This window comes from Ruegeria meonggei, from assembly GCF_900172215.1.
Lineage (GTDB): Bacteria > Pseudomonadota > Alphaproteobacteria > Rhodobacterales > Rhodobacteraceae > Ruegeria > Ruegeria meonggei.
Genome location: NZ_FWFP01000013.1, coordinates 100,777 through 123,832, shown reverse-complemented (window position 1 = coordinate 123,832; position 23,056 = coordinate 100,777). Strand labels below are relative to the sequence as shown.

16 protein-coding genes are annotated in these 23,056 nt (G+C 58.2%); 9 read left to right on the top strand and 7 right to left on the bottom strand.

Annotated elements, in window-relative coordinates:
• Positions 1–246: 246 nt before the first annotated feature.
• Complete coding sequence (locus tag RUM8411_RS19075) at positions 247–2,631, top strand: mechanosensitive ion channel family protein (protein ID WP_085824312.1); 2,385 nt, start codon at positions 247–249, stop codon at positions 2,629–2,631.
• A gap of 88 nt (positions 2,632–2,719) precedes the next feature.
• Here the strand turns inward: RUM8411_RS19075 and RUM8411_RS19070 are convergent, their stop codons facing one another.
• Genes RUM8411_RS19070 through RUM8411_RS19050 form a run of 5 tightly spaced genes read right to left on the bottom strand, consistent with a single transcriptional unit; the run spans position 2,720 to position 9,940 of the window.
• On the bottom strand, positions 2,720–4,075 hold the full coding sequence (locus RUM8411_RS19070) for a CoA transferase (protein ID WP_085824311.1): 1,356 nt from the start codon (positions 4,073–4,075) through the stop codon (positions 2,720–2,722).
• The gene (locus tag RUM8411_RS19065; RefSeq protein ID WP_085824310.1) at positions 4,072–5,226 is read right to left on the bottom strand and encodes an ABC transporter permease; all 1,155 of its coding nucleotides are present in this window, start codon (positions 5,224–5,226) and stop codon (positions 4,072–4,074) included. The genes RUM8411_RS19070 and RUM8411_RS19065 overlap by 4 nt, the downstream gene beginning before the upstream one ends.
• Positions 5,223–6,251 (bottom strand): ABC transporter permease, encoded by a 1,029-nt coding sequence (locus RUM8411_RS19060; RefSeq protein WP_085824309.1) that lies wholly within the window; start codon positions 6,249–6,251, stop codon positions 5,223–5,225. The genes RUM8411_RS19065 and RUM8411_RS19060 overlap by 4 nt, the downstream gene beginning before the upstream one ends.
• A 13-nt stretch (positions 6,252–6,264) precedes the next feature.
• Positions 6,265–8,175 carry an ABC transporter substrate-binding protein gene (locus RUM8411_RS19055; RefSeq protein ID WP_085824308.1) on the bottom strand — a complete coding sequence of 637 codons (1,911 nt, stop codon included), beginning with the start codon at positions 8,173–8,175 and terminating at the stop codon, positions 6,265–6,267.
• Entirely contained in the window at positions 8,168–9,940 is a 1,773-nt protein-coding gene (locus RUM8411_RS19050) for an ABC transporter ATP-binding protein (protein ID WP_085824307.1), read from the bottom strand. The genes RUM8411_RS19055 and RUM8411_RS19050 overlap by 8 nt, the downstream gene beginning before the upstream one ends.
• Positions 9,941–10,173: 233 nt before the next feature.
• Here RUM8411_RS19050 and RUM8411_RS19045 point away from each other — a divergent pair, with 233 nt between their 5' ends.
• From RUM8411_RS19045 to RUM8411_RS19015, 7 genes are all read left to right on the top strand, one after another.
• On the top strand, positions 10,174–10,671 hold the full coding sequence (locus RUM8411_RS19045) for a class I SAM-dependent methyltransferase (protein ID WP_143534938.1): 498 nt from the start codon (positions 10,174–10,176) through the stop codon (positions 10,669–10,671).
• Between the two features lie 20 nt (positions 10,672–10,691).
• A complete protein-coding gene (locus tag RUM8411_RS19040) occupies positions 10,692–11,321 on the top strand; it encodes a glutathione S-transferase family protein (protein WP_085824306.1) in 630 nt (209 codons plus the stop codon).
• A gap of 110 nt (positions 11,322–11,431) precedes the next feature.
• Complete coding sequence (locus RUM8411_RS19035) at positions 11,432–13,834, top strand: GcvT family protein (protein WP_085824305.1); 2,403 nt, start codon at positions 11,432–11,434, stop codon at positions 13,832–13,834.
• A complete protein-coding gene (locus RUM8411_RS19030) occupies positions 13,834–15,387 on the top strand; it encodes a trimethylamine methyltransferase family protein (protein WP_085824304.1) in 1,554 nt (517 codons plus the stop codon). The genes RUM8411_RS19035 and RUM8411_RS19030 overlap by 1 nt, the downstream gene beginning before the upstream one ends.
• Entirely contained in the window at positions 15,388–16,062 is a 675-nt protein-coding gene (locus RUM8411_RS19025; RefSeq protein WP_085824303.1) for a TetR/AcrR family transcriptional regulator, read from the top strand.
• Entirely contained in the window at positions 16,059–17,363 is a 1,305-nt protein-coding gene (locus tag RUM8411_RS19020) for an NAD(P)/FAD-dependent oxidoreductase (protein WP_085824302.1), read from the top strand. Before RUM8411_RS19025 ends, RUM8411_RS19020 begins: the two co-directional genes overlap by 4 nt.
• A gap of 57 nt (positions 17,364–17,420) precedes the next feature.
• Positions 17,421–18,152 carry a hypothetical protein gene (locus RUM8411_RS19015; protein ID WP_085824301.1) on the top strand — a complete coding sequence of 244 codons (732 nt, stop codon included), beginning with the start codon at positions 17,421–17,423 and terminating at the stop codon, positions 18,150–18,152.
• 14 nt (positions 18,153–18,166) lie between these two features.
• On the opposite strand, the gene RUM8411_RS19010 is transcribed toward RUM8411_RS19015, so the two are convergent.
• Positions 18,167–18,556: a DUF3307 domain-containing protein gene (locus tag RUM8411_RS19010; RefSeq protein ID WP_085824300.1), complete on the bottom strand. Its 390-nt coding sequence runs from the start codon at positions 18,554–18,556 to the stop codon at positions 18,167–18,169.
• 252 nt (positions 18,557–18,808) lie between these two features.
• Between RUM8411_RS19010 and RUM8411_RS19005 the strand changes: the two genes are divergently transcribed.
• Positions 18,809–21,766, top strand: coding sequence for an ABC transporter transmembrane domain-containing protein (locus RUM8411_RS19005; protein ID WP_085824299.1), 2,958 nt, complete (start codon positions 18,809–18,811; stop codon positions 21,764–21,766).
• Between the two features lie 51 nt (positions 21,767–21,817).
• Here RUM8411_RS19005 and RUM8411_RS19000 read toward each other — a convergent pair whose 3' ends face one another.
• Positions 21,818–23,050, bottom strand: coding sequence for a mandelate racemase/muconate lactonizing enzyme family protein (locus RUM8411_RS19000; RefSeq protein ID WP_085824298.1), 1,233 nt, complete (start codon positions 23,048–23,050; stop codon positions 21,818–21,820).
• Positions 23,051–23,056 lie beyond the last annotated feature (6 nt).

Genomic DNA, 23,056 nt, shown 5'->3' with positions numbered 1-23,056 from the left:
CATCTTGCGCCCCGGCTTGTACGTGGCCCAGTGCGCATACAGCGCGTGCCGCACTTGCAACCATCCTTGTTTATCTCGCCGGGTTTGTCATATGCGGTTTTTGCAGGGTTGCAAGCCATCTTGGTGCAAACATTGCACCGGGAACACGACCTGACACGATATTGAGAAGCCCGATGCTGAATATTTGTACCCGGGCAGGTGCTTATGTAACCTGTGGCGCAACATGCGAATTGGACAGAAAACGCGATGAAACTCAAACTGTTTGCCGGACTTTCTCTGATAATCTGGGCATTTGCAGCGGCCTTTGCCACAGGCGCCGCGGCGCAGACGTCTTTGATCCCCGGCTATAGTTCGGGTTCTGAATCCACAACGGGCACAAGCGAAGACGGTGATCTGGCCGCCGCGATCAAGGCCGCAACCGACTCTGGCGCCAGCGTGATTGTCATCGATAGCACCGGCCAGATTGTGTCATCCGGGGCACAGCAAGGCAGCACGGCAAATGCTGCAGAGCCGCACGATCCGATGGCGGGTGGATCGCAACTTATGAAGGCGCAGGAGCGGTTCTCGAAATTTCGGCATTCCATGGAATCCAGGCTCGAGGCGCTACCTTATTCAATTTTTGAGGTGCAATACGTCCTGCGCCAAACCAGCCCGGATGGTCGAATCCAGACCTATGTCGAGGTTCTGGCCTGGAACATCGTGTTCCTGCTGCTGGGGCGTTGGCTGTCGACCGAGATTTACGGCAAGCGCCTGGCAAGAAGGCTGGTTGTAGCCCGGTCCAAAGACAATCCGCAGGGATATCGGGAAAAGATGCCGTTTTTGGTCTTTCGGTTTGTCATGGGGATCGGGGGCACGATTTTTGCGATGATCATGGCCCTGATCGTGGGGTATCTGATCTTTGGCGAGGCCGAAGACATCTCGGTCCAATTCACGCTCACAGCCATATTCACGGCCTTCTTCCTGTCCCGCACAGTGTCCGATCTGTGGCGCATGGTGCTGTCGCCTTACCTGAGCCAGTATCGTATACCGCCGTTTTCCGACCGAGATGCCAAACGGCTGTACTTCTGGGCCTCAGCCCTTGCGACCTATGACATCTCGGTGGTGTTGTTTGCGACCTGGGTGGCGGATTTTGGTCTGAACTACAACGTTTACGCCATGGTCTATGGCGGCCTGACCATGTTTGGTGCGCTGGGTAACGTGCTGATGATCCTGTTCAATGCCCGCGCCATTTCGAACGCGCTGCGTGGCGGACGGGCACCGGGTCAGGTGTCATGGATCGCCCGTTCCATTTCCTACGCCTGGGCACCGGTTGTGGTGCTTTACATCGTGTTCAGCTGGTTCAAACTGGCGGTTGATCTGGTGCTCGAAAACGAAAACTCGGTTCCGATTGTGGCCAGCACCTATGGAATATTCATGTCGGTGGTCGTGGCCTACGGCGCGATGAACTATTTGCTAGAGCGGTATTTTGACCGCAACCGCAAGCTGGCGGTTGTGAGCCCCGAGACTGAGGTTGACGTGGATGAAGACGCCGCGATGCGCCACGAAACCGCCGAAGCCGAGAAGCGTAAACATACGATCCTGACTTATGAGGACCTGGCGCGCCGCGTGGCTGGTATTCTGGCTTTTGTTGTTGGTCTTTACGCGCTGGTCGTCATCTGGAACCCCGACGCAAGCTGGAGCGAGGACCTGCCGATTGAGCGTGCGCTTGATGTGATGGTCATCTTGTTCATGGGCTACATTCTATTCCATTTCTTCCGCATCTGGATCGACTCGAAAATCGCCGAGGAAACCGACATGGGCGGGGAAGAGGTCGAACTGGGCGACGAAGGGGGCGAAGGCGGGCAAAGCCGGTTGGCGACGCTGTTGCCGTTGTTCCGGGGCGCAATACTGGCGGTGGTTGTCGTCACCATTGTTCTGATCACGCTGATGGAGTTGGGCATCAATGTCAGCCCGCTATTTGCGGGTGCCGGTGTGGTTGGTCTGGCCGTTGGGTTCGGGTCGCAGACACTGGTGCGGGATATCTTTTCCGGCGCCTTCTTTCTGCTGGATGATGCGTTCCGAAAAGGCGAATATATCGACATCGGTGATGTGAAGGGGACGGTTGAAAAGATTTCGGTTCGGTCCTTCCAGCTGCGCCACCATCTGGGCGCGCTGAACACGATTCCATTTGGTGAGATCAAGGTTCTGACCAACTATTCCCGTGACTGGGTGATTATGAAGTTACCACTGCGGGTGACCTACGACACGGATGTTGAAAAGGTGCGGAAGCTGATCAAGAAGCTGGGCCAGGAAATGCTGAGCGATCCGGTGATCGGGGAAAACTTCATTCAACCGCTGAAATCGCAGGGCGTGATCGAGATGCAGGATTCGGCGATGATCATCCGGGTCAAGTTCATGACCAAACCGGGTGATCAGTGGCTGGTGCGTAAGAAGGTCTATCAGGATATCCGGGAATTGTTCGCGCGCGAAGGCATCAAGTTTGCCCATCGCGAGGTCACCGTGCGTCTGGCCGATGGTAAAGAAACTGAGAACCTGACTCCCAAAGAGCGTGAGGCAGTAACCGGTGCCGTTCAGGCTGCAATTGACGAGGATTATCTGGACGATATCGGCCCCGGAGGGGATGACCGCTAAGGGCCTCTCCCGCCCCATTGGGCTGCGTCTCTGACGAGACGAAATCCAATGCGTTGGGCCGGGCCGCGCGTACCGCGCGGCGGTCTGCTCAGACTTTTTGCGACTGCCAGTTCGGTTGAGACGTTCCCAGTTTCGATGCGGGCAGGAGCCAGGACATTCGGGCAGCCCCCACCGAGAGCGCAGGTTTCAGGCGCTGACCCAGACCCCAATCAGAAGCTTCTTGTTTCTGGGCATAATCTTCGGGTTTTGCGTCGGTGATATCTTCGTCCGCATCCGCCTTGCGCAGCGCGGCCAACAGCTCGGCCGTACGGGCCAGCGACAGCTGGGCATGCATGATCGCGTTCCCAGAGGCGGCCTCGGCCATCGCCGACAAAACGGCGGCAGCCATCAGATACCCGGTTGCGTGGTCCAGCGCTTGAACCGGCAATGGCGTGGGCCGGTCAGTTTTTGCCCAGGCACGGCCCGCATCCGCGATCCCGGCGCTCATCTGAACAAGGCTGTCAAAACCACGCCTGTTGGACCAGGGCCCCTGCCAGCCATAGGCGTTCAAGGTAACCTCGACCCTGTTGGGGGCAATTTCATCGCGTTTGATTTTGCCCAGCCCAAGGGCATCCAGCGCGCCGGGCCGGTACCCGTGCACAAAGACATCAGCCTGGGACAGCAACGTATGCAGTTTCTCCAGCCCGGTTGGTGTTTTCAGGTCAAGATACGCGCAGCGCTTACCCAAAGAAATATCGGGGATTACGCCGGGTTCGTCCCAGCCGGGCGGGTCTATACGCAGCACCTCGGCCCCGAACCCCGCAAGCGTGCGGGTTGATACCGGACCCGCCAGAACGCGAGTGAGGTCCAGAACCCGCAAACCGGTCAATGGCCGCGCGATTGTGGCCTCAGACCTGTCGCGCAGCGTGATACGGCGTGGGCTGTGCCAACCGATCAACGGATCGCGCGACACCGCACGGCCCTGCGGATGCTCGAGCCAGTCCGACCGGCTGCGCATCGCTGCCGCAACCCCGCCTGCGGCAACAATGTCGGTTTCCAGACCCGCGACGGTCCACCCCCTCAGCGCTTGCGCAACGGCGTCCCGATCCGGTGCGGTCTTCAGAACCTTCAGTGCCGCTGCTCTGTGATGGGGCAGGTTGGTGTGCAACCTGATCCAGCCGTCTGCAGCCTGATAATCCCCGGCGATGGCGTCCCAGAGGTTGGGCATGTCCCAGCCCTCGGGCTGGAAGGAATACCCATACCAGAGAGAGGCAAGCCGGTGATCAACCGAAAACCCGGGCGGCTGGGGCGCAAGGTTCAGCGCCGCCACGAGCCGCACCAGCTCCTGACCCACGGCGGCAAAACTGGCCGTGGCCAGCTCGGATACTGCAAAAACGCTGGGCCGTGCTCCTTTTCCGGTCGTTTCGAAACTGTCCGACGCAGGAAGGGCAGAGATCAGGGTCATTGCTGATACGGGTCCAGACTGTCGCGCAACCCGTCGCCGAGAAAGTTGAAGGCAAGCACGATGACGATGATCGGCAGCATCGGGATGGCCGTCCACGGGTAGATCTCGATCGAAGCCAGGTTTTGGGCGTCGTTCAGCATCACCCCCCAGCTGACCGCAGGGGCCCGCAGGCCAAGGCCAAGGAAGCTGAGCGCGGTTTCCCCGAGGATCATAGCCGGGATCGACAGGGTGGCCGAGGCAATCAGGTGCGACATGAAATTGGGCAGCAGGTGTTTTCGGATCACCCGGCCCGAACTTGCGCCCATCATCTCAGCCGCGCGAACATATTCTTCTTCGCGGAGGGACAGGAATTTGGCGCGCACGGATCGGGCCAGCCCGGGCCAATCCAGTATCCCGAGGATGATTGAGATGATGAAGAACACCGCAACGGGACTCCAGTTCGACGGCACGGCCGCAGACAGCGCCAGCCAGAGCGGTAGTTCAGGCAGAGAGCGCAGAATTTCAATCACGCGGTTGATCACCCAGTCGATCTTGCCGCCGAAATACCCGGCGATCGAGCCGAATAAGATGCCAAGTGTGAATGAGACGGAAATGCCAATCAAACCCACCGTCAGCGATAATTGTGCGCCATAGAGGATGCGGCTGAACACGTCGCGGCCCAGGCGGTCGGACCCCCACAGGAACAGGGTCGCCCCTTCGGGGGCGCAGAACAGATGCGTGTCGGTTTTGATCAGACCGGCCAGTTTGTATTCTGACCCTTCGCAGAAAAACCGGACGGAACGCGGGTCATCCGTGGCGGGCACAAACGTCCACTGAAAGGTTTCAAGATCGGCCTCGGCCACAATGGGAAAGACATAGGGGCCGATAAACTCGCCCTCGTAGAACCAGTTGACGCTTTGTGGGGGCGCGTACAGATGCTCTCCGTTTCGTTCATTTGGTCCATAGGGCGCGATGAACCCGGCAAAGGGCAGCATCACGTAACACAGCAGCAGGAAAATGCCCGAGATCAGCCCAAGCTTATGGGTTCTAAACTTGCGCCACACCAAGATCCAGTTCGGCGCGTCCAGATCGGCGCGCTCAAGCTGTTGAAGAGAGGCCTCGGGGTCGAAGGGGGCATCGTCGACATAGCGACCATCGGGTAGTTTGGTCATGTTTCGCGCCCCTCATACCGGATACGCGGATCAAGCATGACCAGCAGAATGTCAGAGATCATGGTGCCGATCAGAGTTAGCAGGGCCACGAACATCAAAATGAAGGCTGACAGAAACTGATCCTGCGTTTTCAACGCCGTCAGCAAGGTGGGGCCAATGGTTTGCAGGCCCAGAACAACCGAAACCAAAACCGAGCCTGAGATCATCGACGGCAGCAGGTTACCGATATCAGCGACAAAGGGGTTGAACGCCACGCGCAGCGGATATTTTGTAAGCATCCGAGAGGGGGCCATGCCTTTTGCGATGGCAGTTTCCACGTAGGGTTTGCCAAGTTCGTCCAGCATGTTCGCTCGCAGTCGCTGCATCATTGCCGACGCGCCCGAAGTTCCGATCACGAAGGTTGGAACAATCAGGTGGATGAGGATGGATTTCAGTTTCTCCCAGCTCATCGGCAACCCTTCGAACGAAGGATCCATCAGGCCGCCAATGGGCAGGTTGAAATAGCGGTGGCCGTAGTAAAATAGGATCAGCGCCAGCAGAAAGTTCGGCGTGGCCAGGCCCAGATAGCCCACAAAGGCCGACGTATAGTCGATCCACGTCCGCGATTTCGCAGCGGCGAGCACACCCAGAGGCAGGGCCACAGCATAGACAAACAGGATGGCCGCAAGGTTGACCACAACGGTCAGCCAAAGAGTGTCGCCGACAATTTCGGCCACCGGACGGTCAAACTCAAAGGACCATCCGTAATTGCCCTGCAACAGGCCTTCGAACCCATGCGGGCCGGGCCAAAAACCAATCCAGATCAGATATTGCTCCCACATTGGGCGATCCAACGCATATTCCGCGCGCAGGAACTCGGCCTTGGCCACACCGGCGGATTGGCCCGAGGCCTGCAACTCGGCGATCTGATTGCTCAGATAGTCGCCGGGCGGCAGGTTGATGATCACGAAAACCAGAACCGACACCACCAACAGTGTCAGCAGCATCGTGAAAAAGCGATACACCGCATAGCGCAGCATGACCATTTAGCTGCTCCTGTCAGTCGGCGAAGAAAAATTCGTCCGGACGGTGAATGCCGAAATGCGCGCCGGGTTCCCAGGCCCACATGGCCTGTTCGGGGACGTTGCGCAAACGGTTCGATACAACAATCGGCTGTGGCGCGCCGTTCAGGATGCCAATGGCATACAATTGATCTGCGTGGATATTGAGCATTTCGGTCCAGACTGCCTCGCGCTCTTCATCGGTGTTGGCAACTTCCCAGTCATGGGCCAGTTGCATCAGGCGTTCCGCCTCGGGCATGTCCGGGGCTTCGCCAACTTCGCCTCCGGTCTGGTAATACTGGCCCCATTTAGGCCAGGCCAGAAACACCTGATCGGTTGGTGCCAGATAGGCCGGGGATGTGTGGACCTGCGGGATACCATCATCCCAGCCGAACCAGACCGAGGCCATGGTGCTGCCCGCGAAAACCCGGTTGCGCAGGATGTCTCGGTCCAGCGGGCGCATCACAAGATCCACACCAATGTCACGCCATGTATCGGTCACGATCTGGAGGGCGTTTTCAACCTCTTGCCGCTCGCCTGCGGTTTCGATGACCAGCTCCATCGGGCGGCCGTCAGGCAAAAGGCGAACGCCGTTCTTGTCACGTTCGGTCAGGCCAGCCTCATCCAGCAGGGTATTGGCCATGTCGGTGTCATACTGGGCCCAGGATTGCGCGTTTTCCTCATCGTAAAAGGGCGAGGCCGGCAGCACCGACATCGCACCCGGTTTGGCGAGTTTGAAATACAGCGCCTGATTGATGGTCTTGCGATCAATTGCCAGCGACAAAGCACGGCGTACGCGGACGTCGCGCAGAACGTCGCGCCAGCCCTCATCGGCAAAGTTCAGGTTGGGATAGATCGCAATTTGCGAGGCCACCCCGGTATTCCACAACAACGTTTTGTAGTCTCCGCCTGCCTCACCTTTTTTCAGGATCGAAGCGTCGCGGAAGGCCAATCCACGACCCTGCAGATCGCTTTCACCTGCGTTTGTCTTTGCGGCAACAAGGCCAGGGGCCACGATCTCCATCTCGACCACATCAATATAGGGCAGCTGCACACCATTGCTGTCGATGCGGTGATAATAGGGGTTGCGCACGAAGTTATGCCTGATCTTCTTGCCGGAACTGGCATTTAACCAGGGCTGCAAAGTAGGCAATTCGTGGTTGTCGAACTTATACAGGTTATCCAGTTTGTTATGCAGCGCCGCCCAGCTTTTGACGCGGGCATCGTCGACCTGAAACGCCAGTTCTTCCGCATCGGCATATTGCTCGTGATACTGTTTCAAAAACGCGGATGGTCGATAAATAAAGGGCGGTCTGGCCTGTGCCAGCGATTGTAGAAAGTCCGGGTTTGGATCTTCCCATTCATAGACAACCGTGACCTCGTCTGGGAAAGTAACTGTCGGTGTCTTGCCGTCGACGATCAGGAAATCCGGCGGGCCTGAGGGGCTGAGAAGGTCGTTATTGGCAACGTCATCCCACCAGTAGCGAAAATCCTCGGATGTGAACGGAGAGCCATCCGACCACTTATGCCCATCCCGCAAGTGCAGGGTGAACTTGCGATTGTCTTCATTCTCGAACGACTGCAGCAGATCAGGTACGATTTCGTATTTTTCATTAAATCCCACCAACCGCGCATAGCCGTAGACAACCATCTGGCGGATATCCTTGGACCGCGTAACCATGGTGCGCAATGTTCCGCCCGGCGTTCCGAACGCGCGCCCTTTGGCACCAAGATCCACAACCAATGGCTCGACCGGCAGGCGTTCCTGCACCGGGGGCAGATGCCCCGCTGTCACCTCGGATTTCCAGAATTCACCTTCCTGAAGGGCGGGTGTGTCTGCCGTGGCGGGCAGCATCCAACTGACAGCCAGCGTAGCGGCCAGAAGCAGGGGGCGAGTGGTCTTAAACATGGCATCGTACCTTATGGCCGGGCTCCATCTCTACCAAAGAAGGTATCACGGAGTCGGTAAATCGGAAGGCGTCATCCCAACTGTCTGGTGAACCAGCACCCAAAGCAACCAGTTTTAGGTCGATGGGGCGGTTGATGTCGGGTTCCGGTTGAGCGGCTATCAGAGCCTTGGTGTAAGGGTGGCGGGGATTGTAAAAAAGGGTCTCGGGCGGGGCCTGTTCAACGACTAGCCCTCGGCGCATGACAGCGACTTCGTCGGCGATACGCGCCACAACAGCCAGATCGTGAGAGATAAAGAAATAGGACAGGTTCAGGCTGTCCTGCAAGTTCTCGAGCAGTGTCAGAATCTGCTCTTGCACAGACACGTCGAGAGCCGAGGTCGGCTCGTCACAGACGATAAGCTGTGGGTCCAGCATCATCGCGCGGGCAATGGACAGGCGCTGGCGCTGACCACCGGAAAACGCGTGAGGGTAGCGTTTTAGCATGTCGGAATTCAGACCGACCCGCTCCAGCATCTCGGCCGCCTTGTCCCGCTGCTCGGATGTCGTGCCAACTTTGTGGATCTCCAAAGGCTCGGTCATGGCGTCCTGAACGCGCATCCGCGGGCTGAGGGAACTGTAGGGATCCTGAAACACCATTTGCGCCTTGCGTTGAAAGGCGGTGCGCTGGGCGCGGGTCATGTCATGGACTGGAATTGGGTCTTCGGTGGGCGATGTTCGGAACAGCACCTCACCGCCGGGGTTGGGGCGTTCCGCCCCAAGCGCAATGCGGGCTGCCGTCGTTTTGCCCGATCCGCTTTCGCCGACAACTGCAAGTGTCTTGCCCCGTGCAAGCTTTAGATCAACACCGCGGCAAGCATGTATCAACCGCTCGCCCTGCCAGCCCTTGCTGGACCGCATAGTGTATGTCTTTGACACGTCCTTCATCTGAAGGATCAGGTCCTTGCCCGGCATAGGCAGCCCAACGGAATCTTCGTCAGGGATCGCGGGGGCGGCGTCGAACAGCTGTTTGGTATAGGGATGGGCCGGTGCGGTGAGGATTGGCGCGGCAGCTCCGGCCTCCATCACGCGGCCCTTGTGCATGACGACCACCTGTTCGGCCATATTGGCCACTACGCCCAGATCATGGGTCACAAGGATCAGCGCCATGCCGGTTTCGCGCTGAAGCTCTTTGATCAGCCCCAGAACCTGCGCCTGTGTCGTAACGTCCAGTGCGGTTGTCGGCTCGTCCGCAATCAGCAATTCCGGCTTGGCCACCATCGCCATCGCGATCATGGCGCGCTGGCGCATGCCACCAGACAGCTCGAACGGATAAGAATCATAGGCGCGCTGGGGATCGGGAAACCCCACACGCTCAAACTGCACCAGCACTTCTTTGCGGGCCTGCGCTTCGGACGCGCCGCGATGCAGCCACAGAACTTCGCTGACCTGATTGCCGATCTTGTGCAGAGGCGATAGCGACCGCATCGGTTCCTGAAAGATCATCGAAACCCGATTGCCGCGGATGTCCCGCATCTGGCGTTCGCTGATCGAGATCAGCTCGTCCACGCCTTTGGAATCATTCAAGGTAATAGAGCCGCTGCGAATCTGCGCGGTGCGCGGCAGGATGCGCAAAGCGGCGCGGCACGAAATGGTTTTACCCGACCCGGATTCGCCGACCAAAGCCAGCGTCTGCCCGGCCTCAACATCAAAATTCACGCCTTGGACAACGGACTCACCCGCACCAAATCCGATGCTGAGGTCCCTGACGGACAGCAACGCAGTCATGCGGGTATTCCACCCGAAGGGCCGTAGGTCGGCATCGGCTTGATCAACTCCCTGTGTTTTTTGTCGCAGTTTCGCGCGGTTGGGCCTGACTAGTCAAACCCGTTCTTGGGCCGAAACGTCGCGGAAACGTGAAACTGAGGCCAATTTGCCTACACAAAGCCGGTAGGATTTGTCATCACATACCATGTCGGCCACATCTTGCGTGCCGACTGGTATCAAGGAGAGATTTCCCCGTGTCCGACGCCCAAAGCAGATTGGATCTGTTCATCGACCGCATGGTGTCTCAGCGCGCCTGTCTGGATTACGCCATCGCACAGTCTCATGGGATACCTGGTCCTGTATTCGAACTGGGTCTTGGCAACGGCCGCACGTACCATCACATGGTACAGTACATTGAGAACCGCCCTGTTTACGTGTTCGAGCGCGCGGTTGCCTCTCATCCGGATTCGACGCCGCCGGATGATCGTGTGATTCTGGGCGACGTCCGTGAGACGCTGCCAGCCTCGCTGGATCGTTTCGGGGCCACCGCCAGCCTTATCCATGCGGACCTTGGAGGGCATAACCGGGAAAAAAACGATGCCTTTGCCAGATTCGTTTCCCCGCTGATCGAACCGTTGCTAGCCGAAGGTGGCCTGATGGTGTCCAGCGACCGGATGTATTTCGACACGCTGACCGAATTGCCTTTGCCGCCCACCGCAGTGGATGGCAGGTGTTTTATCTATCGCCGCTGACGGGCTAAGAGGATCTTTCCATGCTATTCTACGATTGCGCGACCGCACCCAACCCGCGCCGGGCCCGCATGTTCATTGCTGAAAAAGGGCTGGACATAGAAACCCGGCAAATCTCGATTGCCAAGGGCGAACAGCTGAGCGGTGCTTTCAAAGCAGTAAATCCGAATGCAACCATTCCGGTTCTGGTCACGAATGAAGGTACAGTGCTGACCGAAAACCTTGGGATCGCGGCATATCTCGAAGCCCGTTGCCCCGAGCCGCCGTTGATGGGACGCACGGCGGACGAAAAGGGATTGGTTTTGATGTGGAACAGCCTGGTCGAACAGCAAGGCGGGATGCCCATTGCTGAAACCCTGCGAAATACGCATCCGGCTTTTGCGGATCGGGCTATTCCGGGTCCGGTGAATCACGCACAGATTCCCGAGCTGGCCCAACGTGGGGCGGTACGGGTCGGGCTTTTCTTTGACCTGTTGGAAACGCGGCTGTCTGAGAGCGCCTATATCGCCGGGCCGGATTTCACCCTTGCCGATATCTCTGCCTTTGTCTTTGTGGACTTTGCCCGCGTCATTAAGGCGCGGATTCCGCAGGAAAATTCTGCCACTCTGGCGTGGTTCGAAGGGATTGGTTCGCGCCCCAGCGCGCAGCTTTAAACCTTGCCACCGGGCTTAATGATTTCTGGCGGCCAGGACTGTACAGAAATGTCTAGACAGAAGTGAACAGTGCGTCTAGCGTCCTTTGCAATCATGCAGGGGAGAGCAGGATGAAATCTCAGTATAGGGTTGTGGTCATTGGCGGCGGCGTTGTGGGTGCGTCGGTTCTGTATCATCTGGCCAAGTTCGGATGGTCGGATGTGGTCATGCTGGAACGTCGGCGCCTGGCGTCGGGGTCGTCCTGGCATGCGGCGGGGGGCATTCATGCGCTGAACGCCGATCCGAATATGGCGTCACTACAGGCCTATACGATTGATCTGCTCAGCGAGATTGAAAAGGAATCCGGCCAGAATATCGGCCTGCATATGACGGGCGGCCTGACGCTTGCGGGAACGCCGGAGCGTTGGGAGTGGCTGCAGGCGAATTACCGGATTTTCCAATCCATTGGCATTGACGATTGTGAATTGCTGTCCCCGGAAGAAGCGCAGAGGCGCTGCCCGATCATGTCGACCGACGGCGTGTTGGGGGCAATGTGGGCCGACCGTGAAGGATACATCGATACCACGGGCACAGTGCAGGCCTACGCGACGGCTGCCAAGAAACGCGGCGCTGAGTATTACGAGGAAACCAAGGTCGAGGAGTTGATCCAGACTGACGACGGCTGGCAGGTCGTGACCGACAAAGGCACGATCACGTGTGAGCATGTGGTCAATGCCGCCGGCCTCTGGGCCAAACAGGTGGGGCGTATGGCGGGGGTTGAGCTGCCGGTTTCGCCTTTAAAACACCACTATCTGATCACCGATTCCATTCCCGAAGTGGCCGCCGCTGATTTTGAGATGCCAATGACCGTCGATCTCGAAGGTTTCACCTATATGCGGCAGGACCAGAAGGGCGTCCTGATTGGTATCTATGAGGTCGATCACGAACATTGGGCGATGGATGGCGCGCCCTGGACCTATGGTGAAGAGTTGTTTCAGGAACAACTCGACCGGATCGAAAACGAACTGATGCTGGGCTTTGAACGTTATCCCGCGATCCAGGACGTCGGCATCAAGACGTGGGTGAATGGCGCGTTTACGTTTTCGCCGGATGGCAATCCGCTGGTGGGCCCCGTTCCGGGCAAACGCGGTTACTGGACGGCCTGCGCCGTTATGGCCGGATTCCTGCAGGGCGGCGGCGTTGGCAAGACGCTGGCCGAGTGGATGATCCATGGCGAACCCGAGGCGGACGCATGGCCGATGGACGTGGCGCGTTATGGCGATTTTGCCCAGAACAAGCGCTATATTCGCGAAACCACCGGGCAGTTCTATTCCCGTCGGTTTGTAATGACCTATCCGAACGAACAACTGCCCGCGGGTCGCCCGCTGAAAATGACACCGGCCCATGACGCGATGACCGAAGCCGGGTGCAAATGGGGCGTCAGCTGGGATCTTGAGGTGCCGCTGTATTTCGCACCGAAGGGGTTCGAAGAGACGCCGACGCTGAAACGATCCAACGCGCATGACATAGTGGCCGAAGAATGCCGGACCATTCGCGAAGGCGTCGGCCTGATGGATATCACGGGCTTTTCCCGGTTCGAAGTATCTGGACCAAATGCCAAGATTTGGCTGGACAAGGTCATGGCGTCGAAGCTGCCCGCGCCGGGGCGGGCCAAGCTGGCACCGATGTTGGGTGAGAATGGGCGCCTAAAAGGCGATCTGACCGTTCTCAACTGGGGCGATGGCACCTGGTGGATCATGGGCAGTTATTACCTGCGCGCCTGGCATATGCGCTGGTTCGATGACCATATGATTGACGGTGTTTCCATCCGCGATCTTGGTGAGGAATACTGTGGCTTTGGCCTTGTCGGTCCGAAATCGCAGGCTGTGATCGAAAAGCTGGTGGAACAGGATATCTCGGGCCTGAAATTCATGGGTTGCGGTGATTTCGACATCGGTCTGGTTCGCGCCCGCGTCGCGCGCATGTCTGTGACCGGCGAAAAAGGTTATGAAATCAACTGCCGCTATGGCGACCATATCAAGCTGCGCCGGATGTTGCTTGAGGCCGGGGCCGAAAATGGCATTTGCGAATGCGGGTTCAACGCCATGCTGTCAACGCGGCTTGAGAAGAGCTTTGGCATCTGGTCGGCAGAATTCACCCAGGCCTACACGCCCGGTATGACCGGAATGGATCGCTGGATCGACTGGGACAAAGAGTTTGTCGGCAAACAGGCCGCGTTGGCCGAGCGGGATGGAAACGGCCCGGCGCAGGTGCTGGTCACGCTTGAGGTCGACGCGTTGGACGCCGATGCCAGCGGTTACGAGCCGATCTGGGCGGGCGAAGACCGCGTTGGGTTCGTCACCTCGGGCGGGTTCGGGCATTACACCGGCAAGTCGCTGGCCATGGGGCTGGTCAACCAAGACATGGCAGAACTGGGCACGGAACTGTCCGTCCATGTGGTTGGCGTTGAATGCTCTGCGCGGGTGATCGCGCCGTCACCTTATGATCCACAGGGCAAGGCGATGAGGGGCTGATGGTCACCTCACAAACACCCGAGCGGAGCAAACGGCGGCGGGGGCGCGGTGCAGACGCCCCGCCAAAACCTAGCCGCGATGTGAACTACCGCCAGCTTAAAAACCCCTTCCCGCAGATGGAGGTTTTCCCGGCCGATCATATCGCGGATATGCACGATACTGCCCTGCGGATGCTGCAAGAGCTTGGCGTCCGGGTCCTGCTGCCCGAGGCGCGAAGGATATTTGCCAAGGCTGGTGCAAAAGTTGATGAAGACAGCGAAATGGTTTTTATCGGGCGCGATATCGTCGAGGCCGCGGTTGCCTCGGCCCCCAAGTCCATCGCTTGCCAGGCGGGCGCGCGGCACCGGGATTTCACGCTTGAATTGGGCTCGTTGGTGTTCCAGCCGGGGGCCGGGGCCCCCAATGCCACGGATTTGGAACGTGGGCGGAGACCGGCGACGGGACAGGACTATCTGGAGTTCCTGAAGCTCACGCATCATTTTGATGTATTTCAGATGATCTCGCCTCAGGTCGAGCCGCAGGATGTACCGACCCATCTGCGGCACTACTTCACCACGCGGGCGCAGATGGAACTGACAGACAAGTTCCCGTTCTTCTTCTCGCGCGGGACACCGCAGATAACGGACTGCTTTGAGATGTTGTCCACCGCGCGCGGTCTCTCAGACGATGTTTTCCGCGCCAATCCGCATTGCTACACGATCATCAATACCAACAGTCCGCGGACACTCGATATCCCCATGGCCCAAGGTTTGATTGACTTTGCCCGATATGGCCAGATGTCGATCATCACGCCGTTCACTCTGATGGGGGCAATGGCACCCATCACCGTTGCGGGCGCAATCACTTTGTCCCATGCCGAGGCGCTTGCGGCGCTGACGCTGACCCAACTGACCAACCCCGGCGCGCCGGTCTGTTACGGGACATTCACCAGCAATGTTGATATGAAATCGGGCGCTCCGGCCTTTGGGACGCCTTCGCATTTTCAGGCGTCACTTGCCGCAGGCCAATTGGCGCGGCATCTGGGTTTACCCTGGCGGTCAGCGGCCGGGTCGGCCTCGAACAGCAATGATGTCCAGGCGGCCAATGAAAACCAGTTTGGTCTGTGGGGTTGTCTGATGGCCGGGGCGACGGTGATTATCCATTCTGCTGGCTGGTTGGAAGGCGGTCTGACTGTATCCTTTGAGAAACTGGTTTGCGACGCCGAAGTGCTGAACATGGTGGCGGAACTATGCGCCGGTGCCCAGGCCGGACGCGACGAGATTGGCTTTGACACCGCGCTGGCCGAGGTGGAGCCCAGCGGTCATTTCTTTGCCTCCAGTCAGACGATGGCGCGTTACAATACAGAGTTTTACCAACCGCACCTGCACGATTATGCCAATTTCGGAACCTGGGCAGAACGCGGCTCGGTCGACGCCAACCATCGGGCGACCGGAGTTTGGAAAGACATCCTTGCCAATTTCGAACCCCCGGACCAAAACGGCGACGGGCTGGCCGCGCTCGAGACGTTTATTGCCCGACGAACTCAGGAGGGCGGCGCGCCGCCAGAAAGCTGAATGAACACCAAACCCATCCTCCACCGTGATGATCCAAAGGCCGAACCTCTGGTCGGCAACGTCAAGGTCACGCGCGATGACTGGCTGAACGTGGCGATGGATGTGCTGATTTCGGACGGGGTGGACCAGATCAAGGTTCTGAACCTGGCCGAGCGGATGGCGGTATCGCGGTCTTCGTTTTATTGGTACTTCAAGTCACGACAAGAGCTGCTGGATGCATTATTGGCCCGGTGGCAAGCCACCAATACCGCCGCGCTTGTCGCGCAGTCCGAGGCCCCGGCAGACACTATCACAGGTGCAGTTTGCAACGTGCATCGCTGCGTGGTGAACACCGATCTGTTTGACACGGCGCTGGATTTTGCCGTGCGAGACTGGGCACGTAAATCGGGCAAGGTCCGGCGGTCTTTGGACCAATCGGATGCCCGTCGGTTGCAGGCCCTGCACGCGATGTTCGCGCGCTATGGTTATTCCGAGATTGAGGCCGAAACTCGCGCCCGCGTGCTGTATTACATGCAGATCGGCTATGACCTTGCACAGCTGAACGAACCCATGTCGGTGCGGATCGCAATGGTTCCGCACTATCTTTACGTCTTCACCGGGGTCGAACCAATGCCCGAGGAAGTCGAAGAATTCAGCGCCTATTCAAAGCGCTATTGGAAAGGAGATCCCTCATGAGCCAACCAGACGCAATCATCATCGGAACAGGTGTGATCGGCGCAGCGGTCGCGTTTGAAATGGCCAAGGCGGGGTGGAAAACCCTGTCGCTGGACCGCAACGCTCAGGTTGGTCATGGCTCGACCGCCGGGTCCTGCGCGATCATCCGGATGCATTATTCGACCTTCGACGGCACGGCGTTTGCCTGGGAGGGGTACCATTACTGGCGCGACTGGGCCGAATATCTGGGCCTGCCTGACGACGCCAATCTGGCGCAGTTCCGCGAAACGGGATGTCTGGTGATGAAAACAGACGCCAACGGGATGCTGGACAAACACATGAAAAACAGCGCCGATCTGGATTGCCCGTTCGAGGAGTGGTCGCCCGAGAAGATCGTCGACCGGTTACCGGTTTACTCCCTGGACAGCTTTACGCCGCCCAAACGTATGGACGATCCTGACTTTGGCCAACCAAACGGGCGCAAGATGCAAGGGGGCGTGTTCTGGCCTCAGGCGGGGTACGTCACCGATCCGGCCCTGTCGGCGCAAAACCTTATGGATGCGGCCAAACAGCATGGCGCTGAGGTGCGCACCGGGGCAGAAGTTGTTGAGGTTTTGGCAGAAGACGGGCGCGTGGCGGGTGTCAAACTGGCCTCGGGCGAAGAGATCCGCGCCAAGGTTGTTGTCAATGTAGCCGGGCCCGGCTCGGCCATCATCAACAAGCTGGCAGACGTGCTAGACGACATGACCATCGAAACCCGCCCCCTGCGGCAAGAAGTGGTGCATGTGCCTGCGCCCGAAGGGTTTGATTTTGAACACCAGGGCACGATCGTTTCAGACAGCGATATCGCGCTTTATTGCCGGCCTGAGCACGGCAACCACATCCTGATCGGCTCGGAAGATCCGGAATGTGATGCGCATCAATGGTGCGAGGATGACGTGCACTACAACCACGATTTCACCGATCAATGGACCACGCAGGCGATGCGTTATGCGCAGCGCGTGCCCAGCCTTGGCATCCCGTCCAAAACCCGCGGTGTGGTCGATCTGTATGACGCGTCGACGGACTGGATTCCTATCTATGACAAATCCAGCCTGCAGGGGTTCTACATGGCCTGCGGCACCAGTGGGAACCAATACAAGAACGCGCCAATTGCGGGCAAAATGATGACCGCGCTGATCGAATACTGCGAAGGTGGGGTGGATCACGACGCGCAGCCACTGCAGTTTGAACTGCCCTATATCAAACATGCGATCGATGTCGGGTTCTATTCCCGCAAGCGCCCGATCAATGAAGAAAGCAGTTTTTCGGTTCTGGGCTAGCTTGCGCTGCCAAATGCTCTAACTATCCTTAAAGCTGCAAAAACGGCAGGGTCCGGGATGACTGAACCGACGAACCGAGTTCTGATACTTGGAAGTGCGCCAAGCGCTGTGGCGGCACGGGCATGGCCCCGTGACGCCTTCACCCATATTGTTGCGATCAACAATGCCTGGCGTATTCGTCCGGATTGGGATGTTCTGATTCACCCCGAGGATTTTCCGAGGGCAAACCGTCCCGACAGTATCGCGGACCATCAACGGATCGTCTCGGCCGAGGAATACGTGCCTGTGCAGAACGATTTTGGGGGGTTTGTGTACGCTGGTGGGACAATGGCGTTCACCGCCGGGTACTGGGCCCTTGCAGCGCTGCGGCCCGCGGTCATGGCGTATTGCGGCTGCGACATGGTGTATCCCGAAACCGGCAAAACCCATTTCTATGGAACCGGAGAGGCCGATCCGTTGCGCACAGATGTAACCCTGCGCTCGCTCGAGGCCAAATCGGCGCGGCTGGCGATGTTTGGGGCAGCACAAGACTGCCGGGTTGTCAGGCTGTCGAACGGGGCCAGCCGGTTGCTGTTCCCGCCAGCGGGGTTGGGTGATCTAACCGCAGGCTCGTTGCCGTCGACAAAACGAATGGAAGAAGTTCTACACGCTGAAAAAAAGTTGGGCTACATGGTTCCGTCCGGACGCTATTGGGAGGCGGAAGACAGCTTCGAATCCGCTGAGATAGACGCAATAGACCGGCGATGGATATCCATCTACCAAGCACCCGTTTTTGAAGATGTAGCCTGAAAATACCCGGTCTTTTAGGCGGCGAACTGTGCCCAGGCCCAGACCATGGCTACATATGTCAGATTATGGAGGCACTGATCCAAACCGGCGGCACGCCAGAACGCGGCCTGGCTCGGCACCAGTTGCTTTTTGTCCGAATAGCTGGCCTTGGCGAAATCAATGTTGAAATGAACAATCCATTCCAGCGCTGCGATGATCAGAATGAAGGACCATGGCGCGCCAAACAGCATGAATACTAAAACCGAGCCCACAATGTGGACTCCGGCATGCTGCGCACGGCCCCAGTGAAAATACTCACCACGACCGGACAACATTTTAGGCGTCTGGAGGTAGAAATCCGCAAACATATGTTTGATTTGCAACAAGCAAATCATCAATAACACTGCGCCTAAGCTGGCACTCAAATTGGCCTCCCGAAATCGTCCTGGTTGAAACTTTAGGGGCTAAACCGAAGTTGCGCAAATGAACTTGTTCACACTCGGCGATAATCTGGTCAAATTGGAAACTATTTGCGTCTCAGACCCGGATTGCGGTAAATTCAGACTGTTGGATTTACGACATTTTCGGCAATATCAGGTCGGTGATCCGTAACAGGGGCAGGTTCCATAGAACGCACGATCTTCCGGTTTATTTGGAAATACTCGAAACGCGACCAGATGATCCTGCTGGCCGTGACCTCTACGCTGTTTCCGTTGCTGTATCTGACGTTGGAATTGCCTAAGCGCATTATTAACGATGCGATTGGTGCAACCAGTTCCGTGGTCGAATTCTGGGGCTATAGCCTGCAGCAGACCACTTTCCTTGTCATCCTGTGTGGCGCATTTCTGGCGGCCGTGCTGGCGCATGGTCTGATGAAAATGCGGATCAACACCATGAAAGGCGTGCTGAGCGAGCGGATGCTGCGCCGGTTCCGGTATCAGTTGATCAACCGCGCCTTGCGCTTTCCGCAGCCCTATTTCGAGCGGGTCAGTCAGGGTGAAATGGTTTCGATGATCACCGCCGAAAGCGAGCCGATGGGTGGTCTGATGGGCGACGCGATCAGCCAGCCGGTTTTACAGGCGGGGCAGATGATCACGATTCTGTCTTTCCTGTTTCTGCAAAGCGTCTGGTTTGGTCTGGCCGCCGTTGCATTGATCCCGCTGCAGGCTTGGCTGATCCCCAAATTGCAGCGCCAGATCAACCTGCTGAACAAGGAACGCATTCAGGAAGTCCGTTTGCTGGCAGCACAGATTGGCGAAAACGCGGCTGGGGCTTCGACATTGCGATCCAACGGCGGCTGGCGCTATCGCCGGGCGATGATTTCGGATCAGCTGGGGCGGCTTTTCGCGATTCGGTTCGACATCTACCAGAAGAAATTCTTTATGAAGTTCATCAACAACTTCATATCGCAGCTGACGCCTTTCATGTTCTACCTGGTCGGTGGTCTGTTGGTGCTGCAGGGGTCGGTTTCTCTGGGCGCGCTGGTCGCGGCACTGGCGGCGTACAAGGATCTCAGCTCCCCCTGGAAGGAACTGCTGACTTACTACAACCAAACCCAGGACATGTCGCTGCGATGGGATGTGGTTGTAGAGCGCTTTGCGCCACCGGGCATGCCGGATGAAAAGCTGTTCGAAGGCGAGCCCGAGAAGCGCCCGCGTCTGAATGGCGATATCGTTCTGACCCATGTCTCGGTTCGAGACATGGACGGCAATCAGGTTCTGGACGATCTGAATCTGGCGTTCCCCAGCGGGCAAACCATCGGGATTGCAACCCCCAGCGAAGAAGACAGGCGCGCCGTGGCCGAGTTGCTGACGCGCGAGGTTGTGCCCAGCTCGGGCCGGGTTGAGATTGGCGGTGAAAACCTGTCTGGCGTGCATCAAAGCATCGTGGCTGCGCGGATCGGCTATGCCTCATCCCGTCCTGTAATGTTCCAGGGCACTTTTGGCGACAACGTCATGATGCCGATGCGGTTCAAACCGGTGACGGCCCCGGTGGAGGACCCGGCGTTTGCTGAAACTCAACGGGCTGGAAACAGCGCGGACCCATTCCAGGCGGACTGGCTTGATCCCTCGCTGGCCGGGTTGAACAGCCCGGCAGAGCTGCGTGACTGGTGGCTGCACCTGATCGACGGTTTGGGATCAGGCCCAGCCCTGTTTCAACGCGGATCGGAACAAAGTTTCGATCCAAAAGAACATCAGGAACTGGCGCGCAAACTGGTTGAGCTGCGCCCCTTGGTGCAACAGGCTGTGCTGAAAGCCGGGCTGGAACAACAGGCGCTGGTTTTTGATCGCAACACCTATAACCCCGCATTGCCGGTGGCAGAAAACCTGCTGTTTGCCACGCCACGCGTCCCGGTCACACAGGAATTGCTGGCGGGCCAAACGGTCTTTCTGGGGCAATTGCGAGAGTTGGGCCTGGATGAAACTTTGGTCAACCTGACCCGCGACGTGATCGAGATGCTGCGCCAGATTTTTGGTCTGGATGGCACTGATCACCCGTTGTTCCGCAAGCTTGGGCTTGAGGCAAAGACCTATGAAACCGCTGTGGAACTCATTGAGCAGACCCGAAACGACGGGGTCGCCGGGTTGAACGATGAGCAGCTGGCCAATCTGCTGGCGGTGCCGTTGGTGATTTCGGCCGAACAGATTGGGCCAGCTTTCACGGATGAGCTTAAGAACCGCATCCTAGAACTGCGTCACAGCCATTCGGAAAAACTGTTGGAGCGGTTGTCGGATGTCTTCGTCCCCTTGCGCGGCGATGAATTCGCCCCCGGTTTGACCGTGATGGAGAACGCTTTGTTCGGCAAGGTCAGTCAGATCGGTGGTACGCGCTCGGATGAGGTACGCAAGCTGATCGTGGATGTTCTGGACGAAAACGGCGCGCGCCCGCTTGTTGTCGAATTGATCTATGACGTCCCAGTTGCGCTGGGCGGGCAGAACCTTCCGGCGCTGTTTGCCGAACCTCTGGCCTTTACCCGCGCGACAATCAAAAAGCCCGATATTCTGATTCTCGAGAATGCGCTGGCAAGCTACGACATGGCCACTCAGGTCGCCGTGTACAAAAACCTGCGGTCAATGTTGCCGGACACGACGGTGATCTATCTGAATGATCAGTTCGAAAACCCGGCAGTATTCGACATGTATGTGGAAATCCGGCAGGGTAGGGTGGTTTCGGATGAAGGACCCGGCGAAGTGGAAGAAGACAGTGCAGCCTCTGCTGATCTGGCGCGCAAGCTGCGCGCGTTGGAACAGACGCCGCTGTTCTCGGGTCTGGACCGCAGGCAGTTGCGCCTGCTGGCCTTTGGTGCGCGCTGGTATGATGCTAAACCCGGCGAGGTCGTCTTTTTGAAAGACGACCAACCCACTGATGGTGCGTATGTGGTGCTTGAGGGCGAGGCAGGGCTGTATTTGCCTCAGTTGGAAGGTCCGGATCAGTTGATTGCCAAGGTCGGATCCGGCGCTCTGGTGGGTGAATTGGGTCTGATCCGAAAAGAACCACGTGCCCTGAGCATGATTGCGGAAACCGGCCTGTCCTGTTTGCGGATCGGTGAGGAAGAATTCCTAGCGGTAGTTGAGAACGACGCGGCAACAGCGTTCAAACTGATGCAGGTTATCGCCGGGTATGTTTCAAACTAGGGGTTGAGGACCTGGCCGGCGGGTTTTGCCCAGGGGGTGAGACCAGGTGCTTTACGCGTCGCTCGCCGGGGCACCCCCCTGAAACGCATTGCCGTTGACATAGTCGCAGGGGTCTTCCTGCATCTCCAGATGCAGCCCGTCACCAGTATATGGGAGCGCGCGGGCCAGGTCTTCGTCCACATCAATGCCCAGGCCGGGTGCGGTTGGGGCAGTCACGAAACCGTCTTCAGTGCGCAAGGTGCCTTTGATCAATTGTTGGTGGAACGGCGTTTCGATGGTTTCCAGCAACAAGAGGTTGGGGATGGATGCCGCCAGATGCACATTTGCCGCCCACTCAACCGGTCCGGCATACAAATGAGGTGCCATCTGAGCGTTGAACACTTCGGCCATGGCGGCAACTTTCTTCATCTCCCAGATGCCGCCTGCACGGCCCAAGGCGGGTTGCAGGATTTCCGCCGCACCTGCGCGCAGTACGGCGCCAAATTCGGCTTTGGTGGTCATCCGTTCGCCGGTCGCAACGGGAATGCGAACATTGCGGGCGACTCGGGCCATATCCTCGATCATGTCGGGTGGTGTCGGTTCCTCGAACCACAGGGGAGAGTAGGGTTCCAAAGCCTGACCCAGTCGAATGGCACCTGCGGTGTTGAACTGCCCATGGGTGCCAAAAAGCAGATCTGCCTTGTCGCCAACCGCCTCGCGGATTGCTTTGCAGAAGGCAACCGACATCGCGATGTCTGACATCGCAGGCATGTGCCCGCCGCGGATGGTGTAGGGACCTGCCGGGTCAAACTTGACCGCCGTAAACCCCTGCCGGACCATTTCTGCAGCGCTTTCTGCCGCCTGATCGGCCGAGGTCCAGAAATCGGACAGGTTATGCTGCGGCAGCGGGTAGAGATAGGTATAGGCGCGGATGCGGTCATTCATCAGCCCGCCTAACAGGGCATAGACGGGACGGTCGCGATCCTTGCCCAGAATGTCCCAACACGCGATCTCTAGCCCGGAAAATGCACCCATCACCGTCAGGTCCGGGCGCTGGGTGAACCCGCTGGAATAGGCGCGGCGGAACATCAGCTCGATGTTTTCAGGGTTTTCGCCCAGCATATGCCGTTCGAACACATCTCGGATGACATGGCGCATCGCCTCGGGGCCAACGGATGAGGCATAGCATTCGCCCCAACCCGTGATCCCGGTATCGGTCGTGACTTTGACCAAAATCCAATAGCGCCCGCCCCAGCCCGGTGCAGGCGGGGCGGTGACGATGATGTCGAGTTCCTGCAGTTTCATCCGGTA

Bases quoted from the DNA above. Each gene is read 5' to 3' on its own strand.
- RUM8411_RS19060 (WP_085824309.1), bottom strand. From the start codon at position 6,251: ATGGTCATGCTGCGCTATGCGGTGTATCGCTTTTTCACGATGCTGCTG.
- RUM8411_RS19040 (WP_085824306.1), top strand. From the start codon at position 10,692: ATGCTATTCTACGATTGCGCGACCGCACCCAACCCGCGCCGGGCCCGC.
- RUM8411_RS19005 (WP_085824299.1), top strand. From the start codon at position 18,809: ATGATCCTGCTGGCCGTGACCTCTACGCTGTTTCCGTTGCTGTATCTG.
- RUM8411_RS19050 (WP_085824307.1), bottom strand. From the start codon at position 9,940: ATGACTGCGTTGCTGTCCGTCAGGGACCTCAGCATCGGATTTGGTGCG.
- RUM8411_RS19070 (WP_085824311.1), bottom strand. From the start codon at position 4,075: ATGACCCTGATCTCTGCCCTTCCTGCGTCGGACAGTTTCGAAACGACC.
- RUM8411_RS19065 (WP_085824310.1), bottom strand. From the start codon at position 5,226: ATGACCAAACTACCCGATGGTCGCTATGTCGACGATGCCCCCTTCGAC.
- RUM8411_RS19020 (WP_085824302.1), top strand. From the start codon at position 16,059: ATGAGCCAACCAGACGCAATCATCATCGGAACAGGTGTGATCGGCGCA.
- RUM8411_RS19025 (WP_085824303.1), top strand. From the start codon at position 15,388: ATGAACACCAAACCCATCCTCCACCGTGATGATCCAAAGGCCGAACCT.
- RUM8411_RS19055 (WP_085824308.1), bottom strand. From the start codon at position 8,175: ATGTTTAAGACCACTCGCCCCCTGCTTCTGGCCGCTACGCTGGCTGTC.
- RUM8411_RS19075 (WP_085824312.1), top strand. From the start codon at position 247: ATGAAACTCAAACTGTTTGCCGGACTTTCTCTGATAATCTGGGCATTT.
- RUM8411_RS19035 (WP_085824305.1), top strand. From the start codon at position 11,432: ATGAAATCTCAGTATAGGGTTGTGGTCATTGGCGGCGGCGTTGTGGGT.
- RUM8411_RS19000 (WP_085824298.1), bottom strand. From the start codon at position 23,050: ATGAAACTGCAGGAACTCGACATCATCGTCACCGCCCCGCCTGCACCG.
- RUM8411_RS19015 (WP_085824301.1), top strand. From the start codon at position 17,421: ATGACTGAACCGACGAACCGAGTTCTGATACTTGGAAGTGCGCCAAGC.
- RUM8411_RS19030 (WP_085824304.1), top strand. From the start codon at position 13,834: ATGGTCACCTCACAAACACCCGAGCGGAGCAAACGGCGGCGGGGGCGC.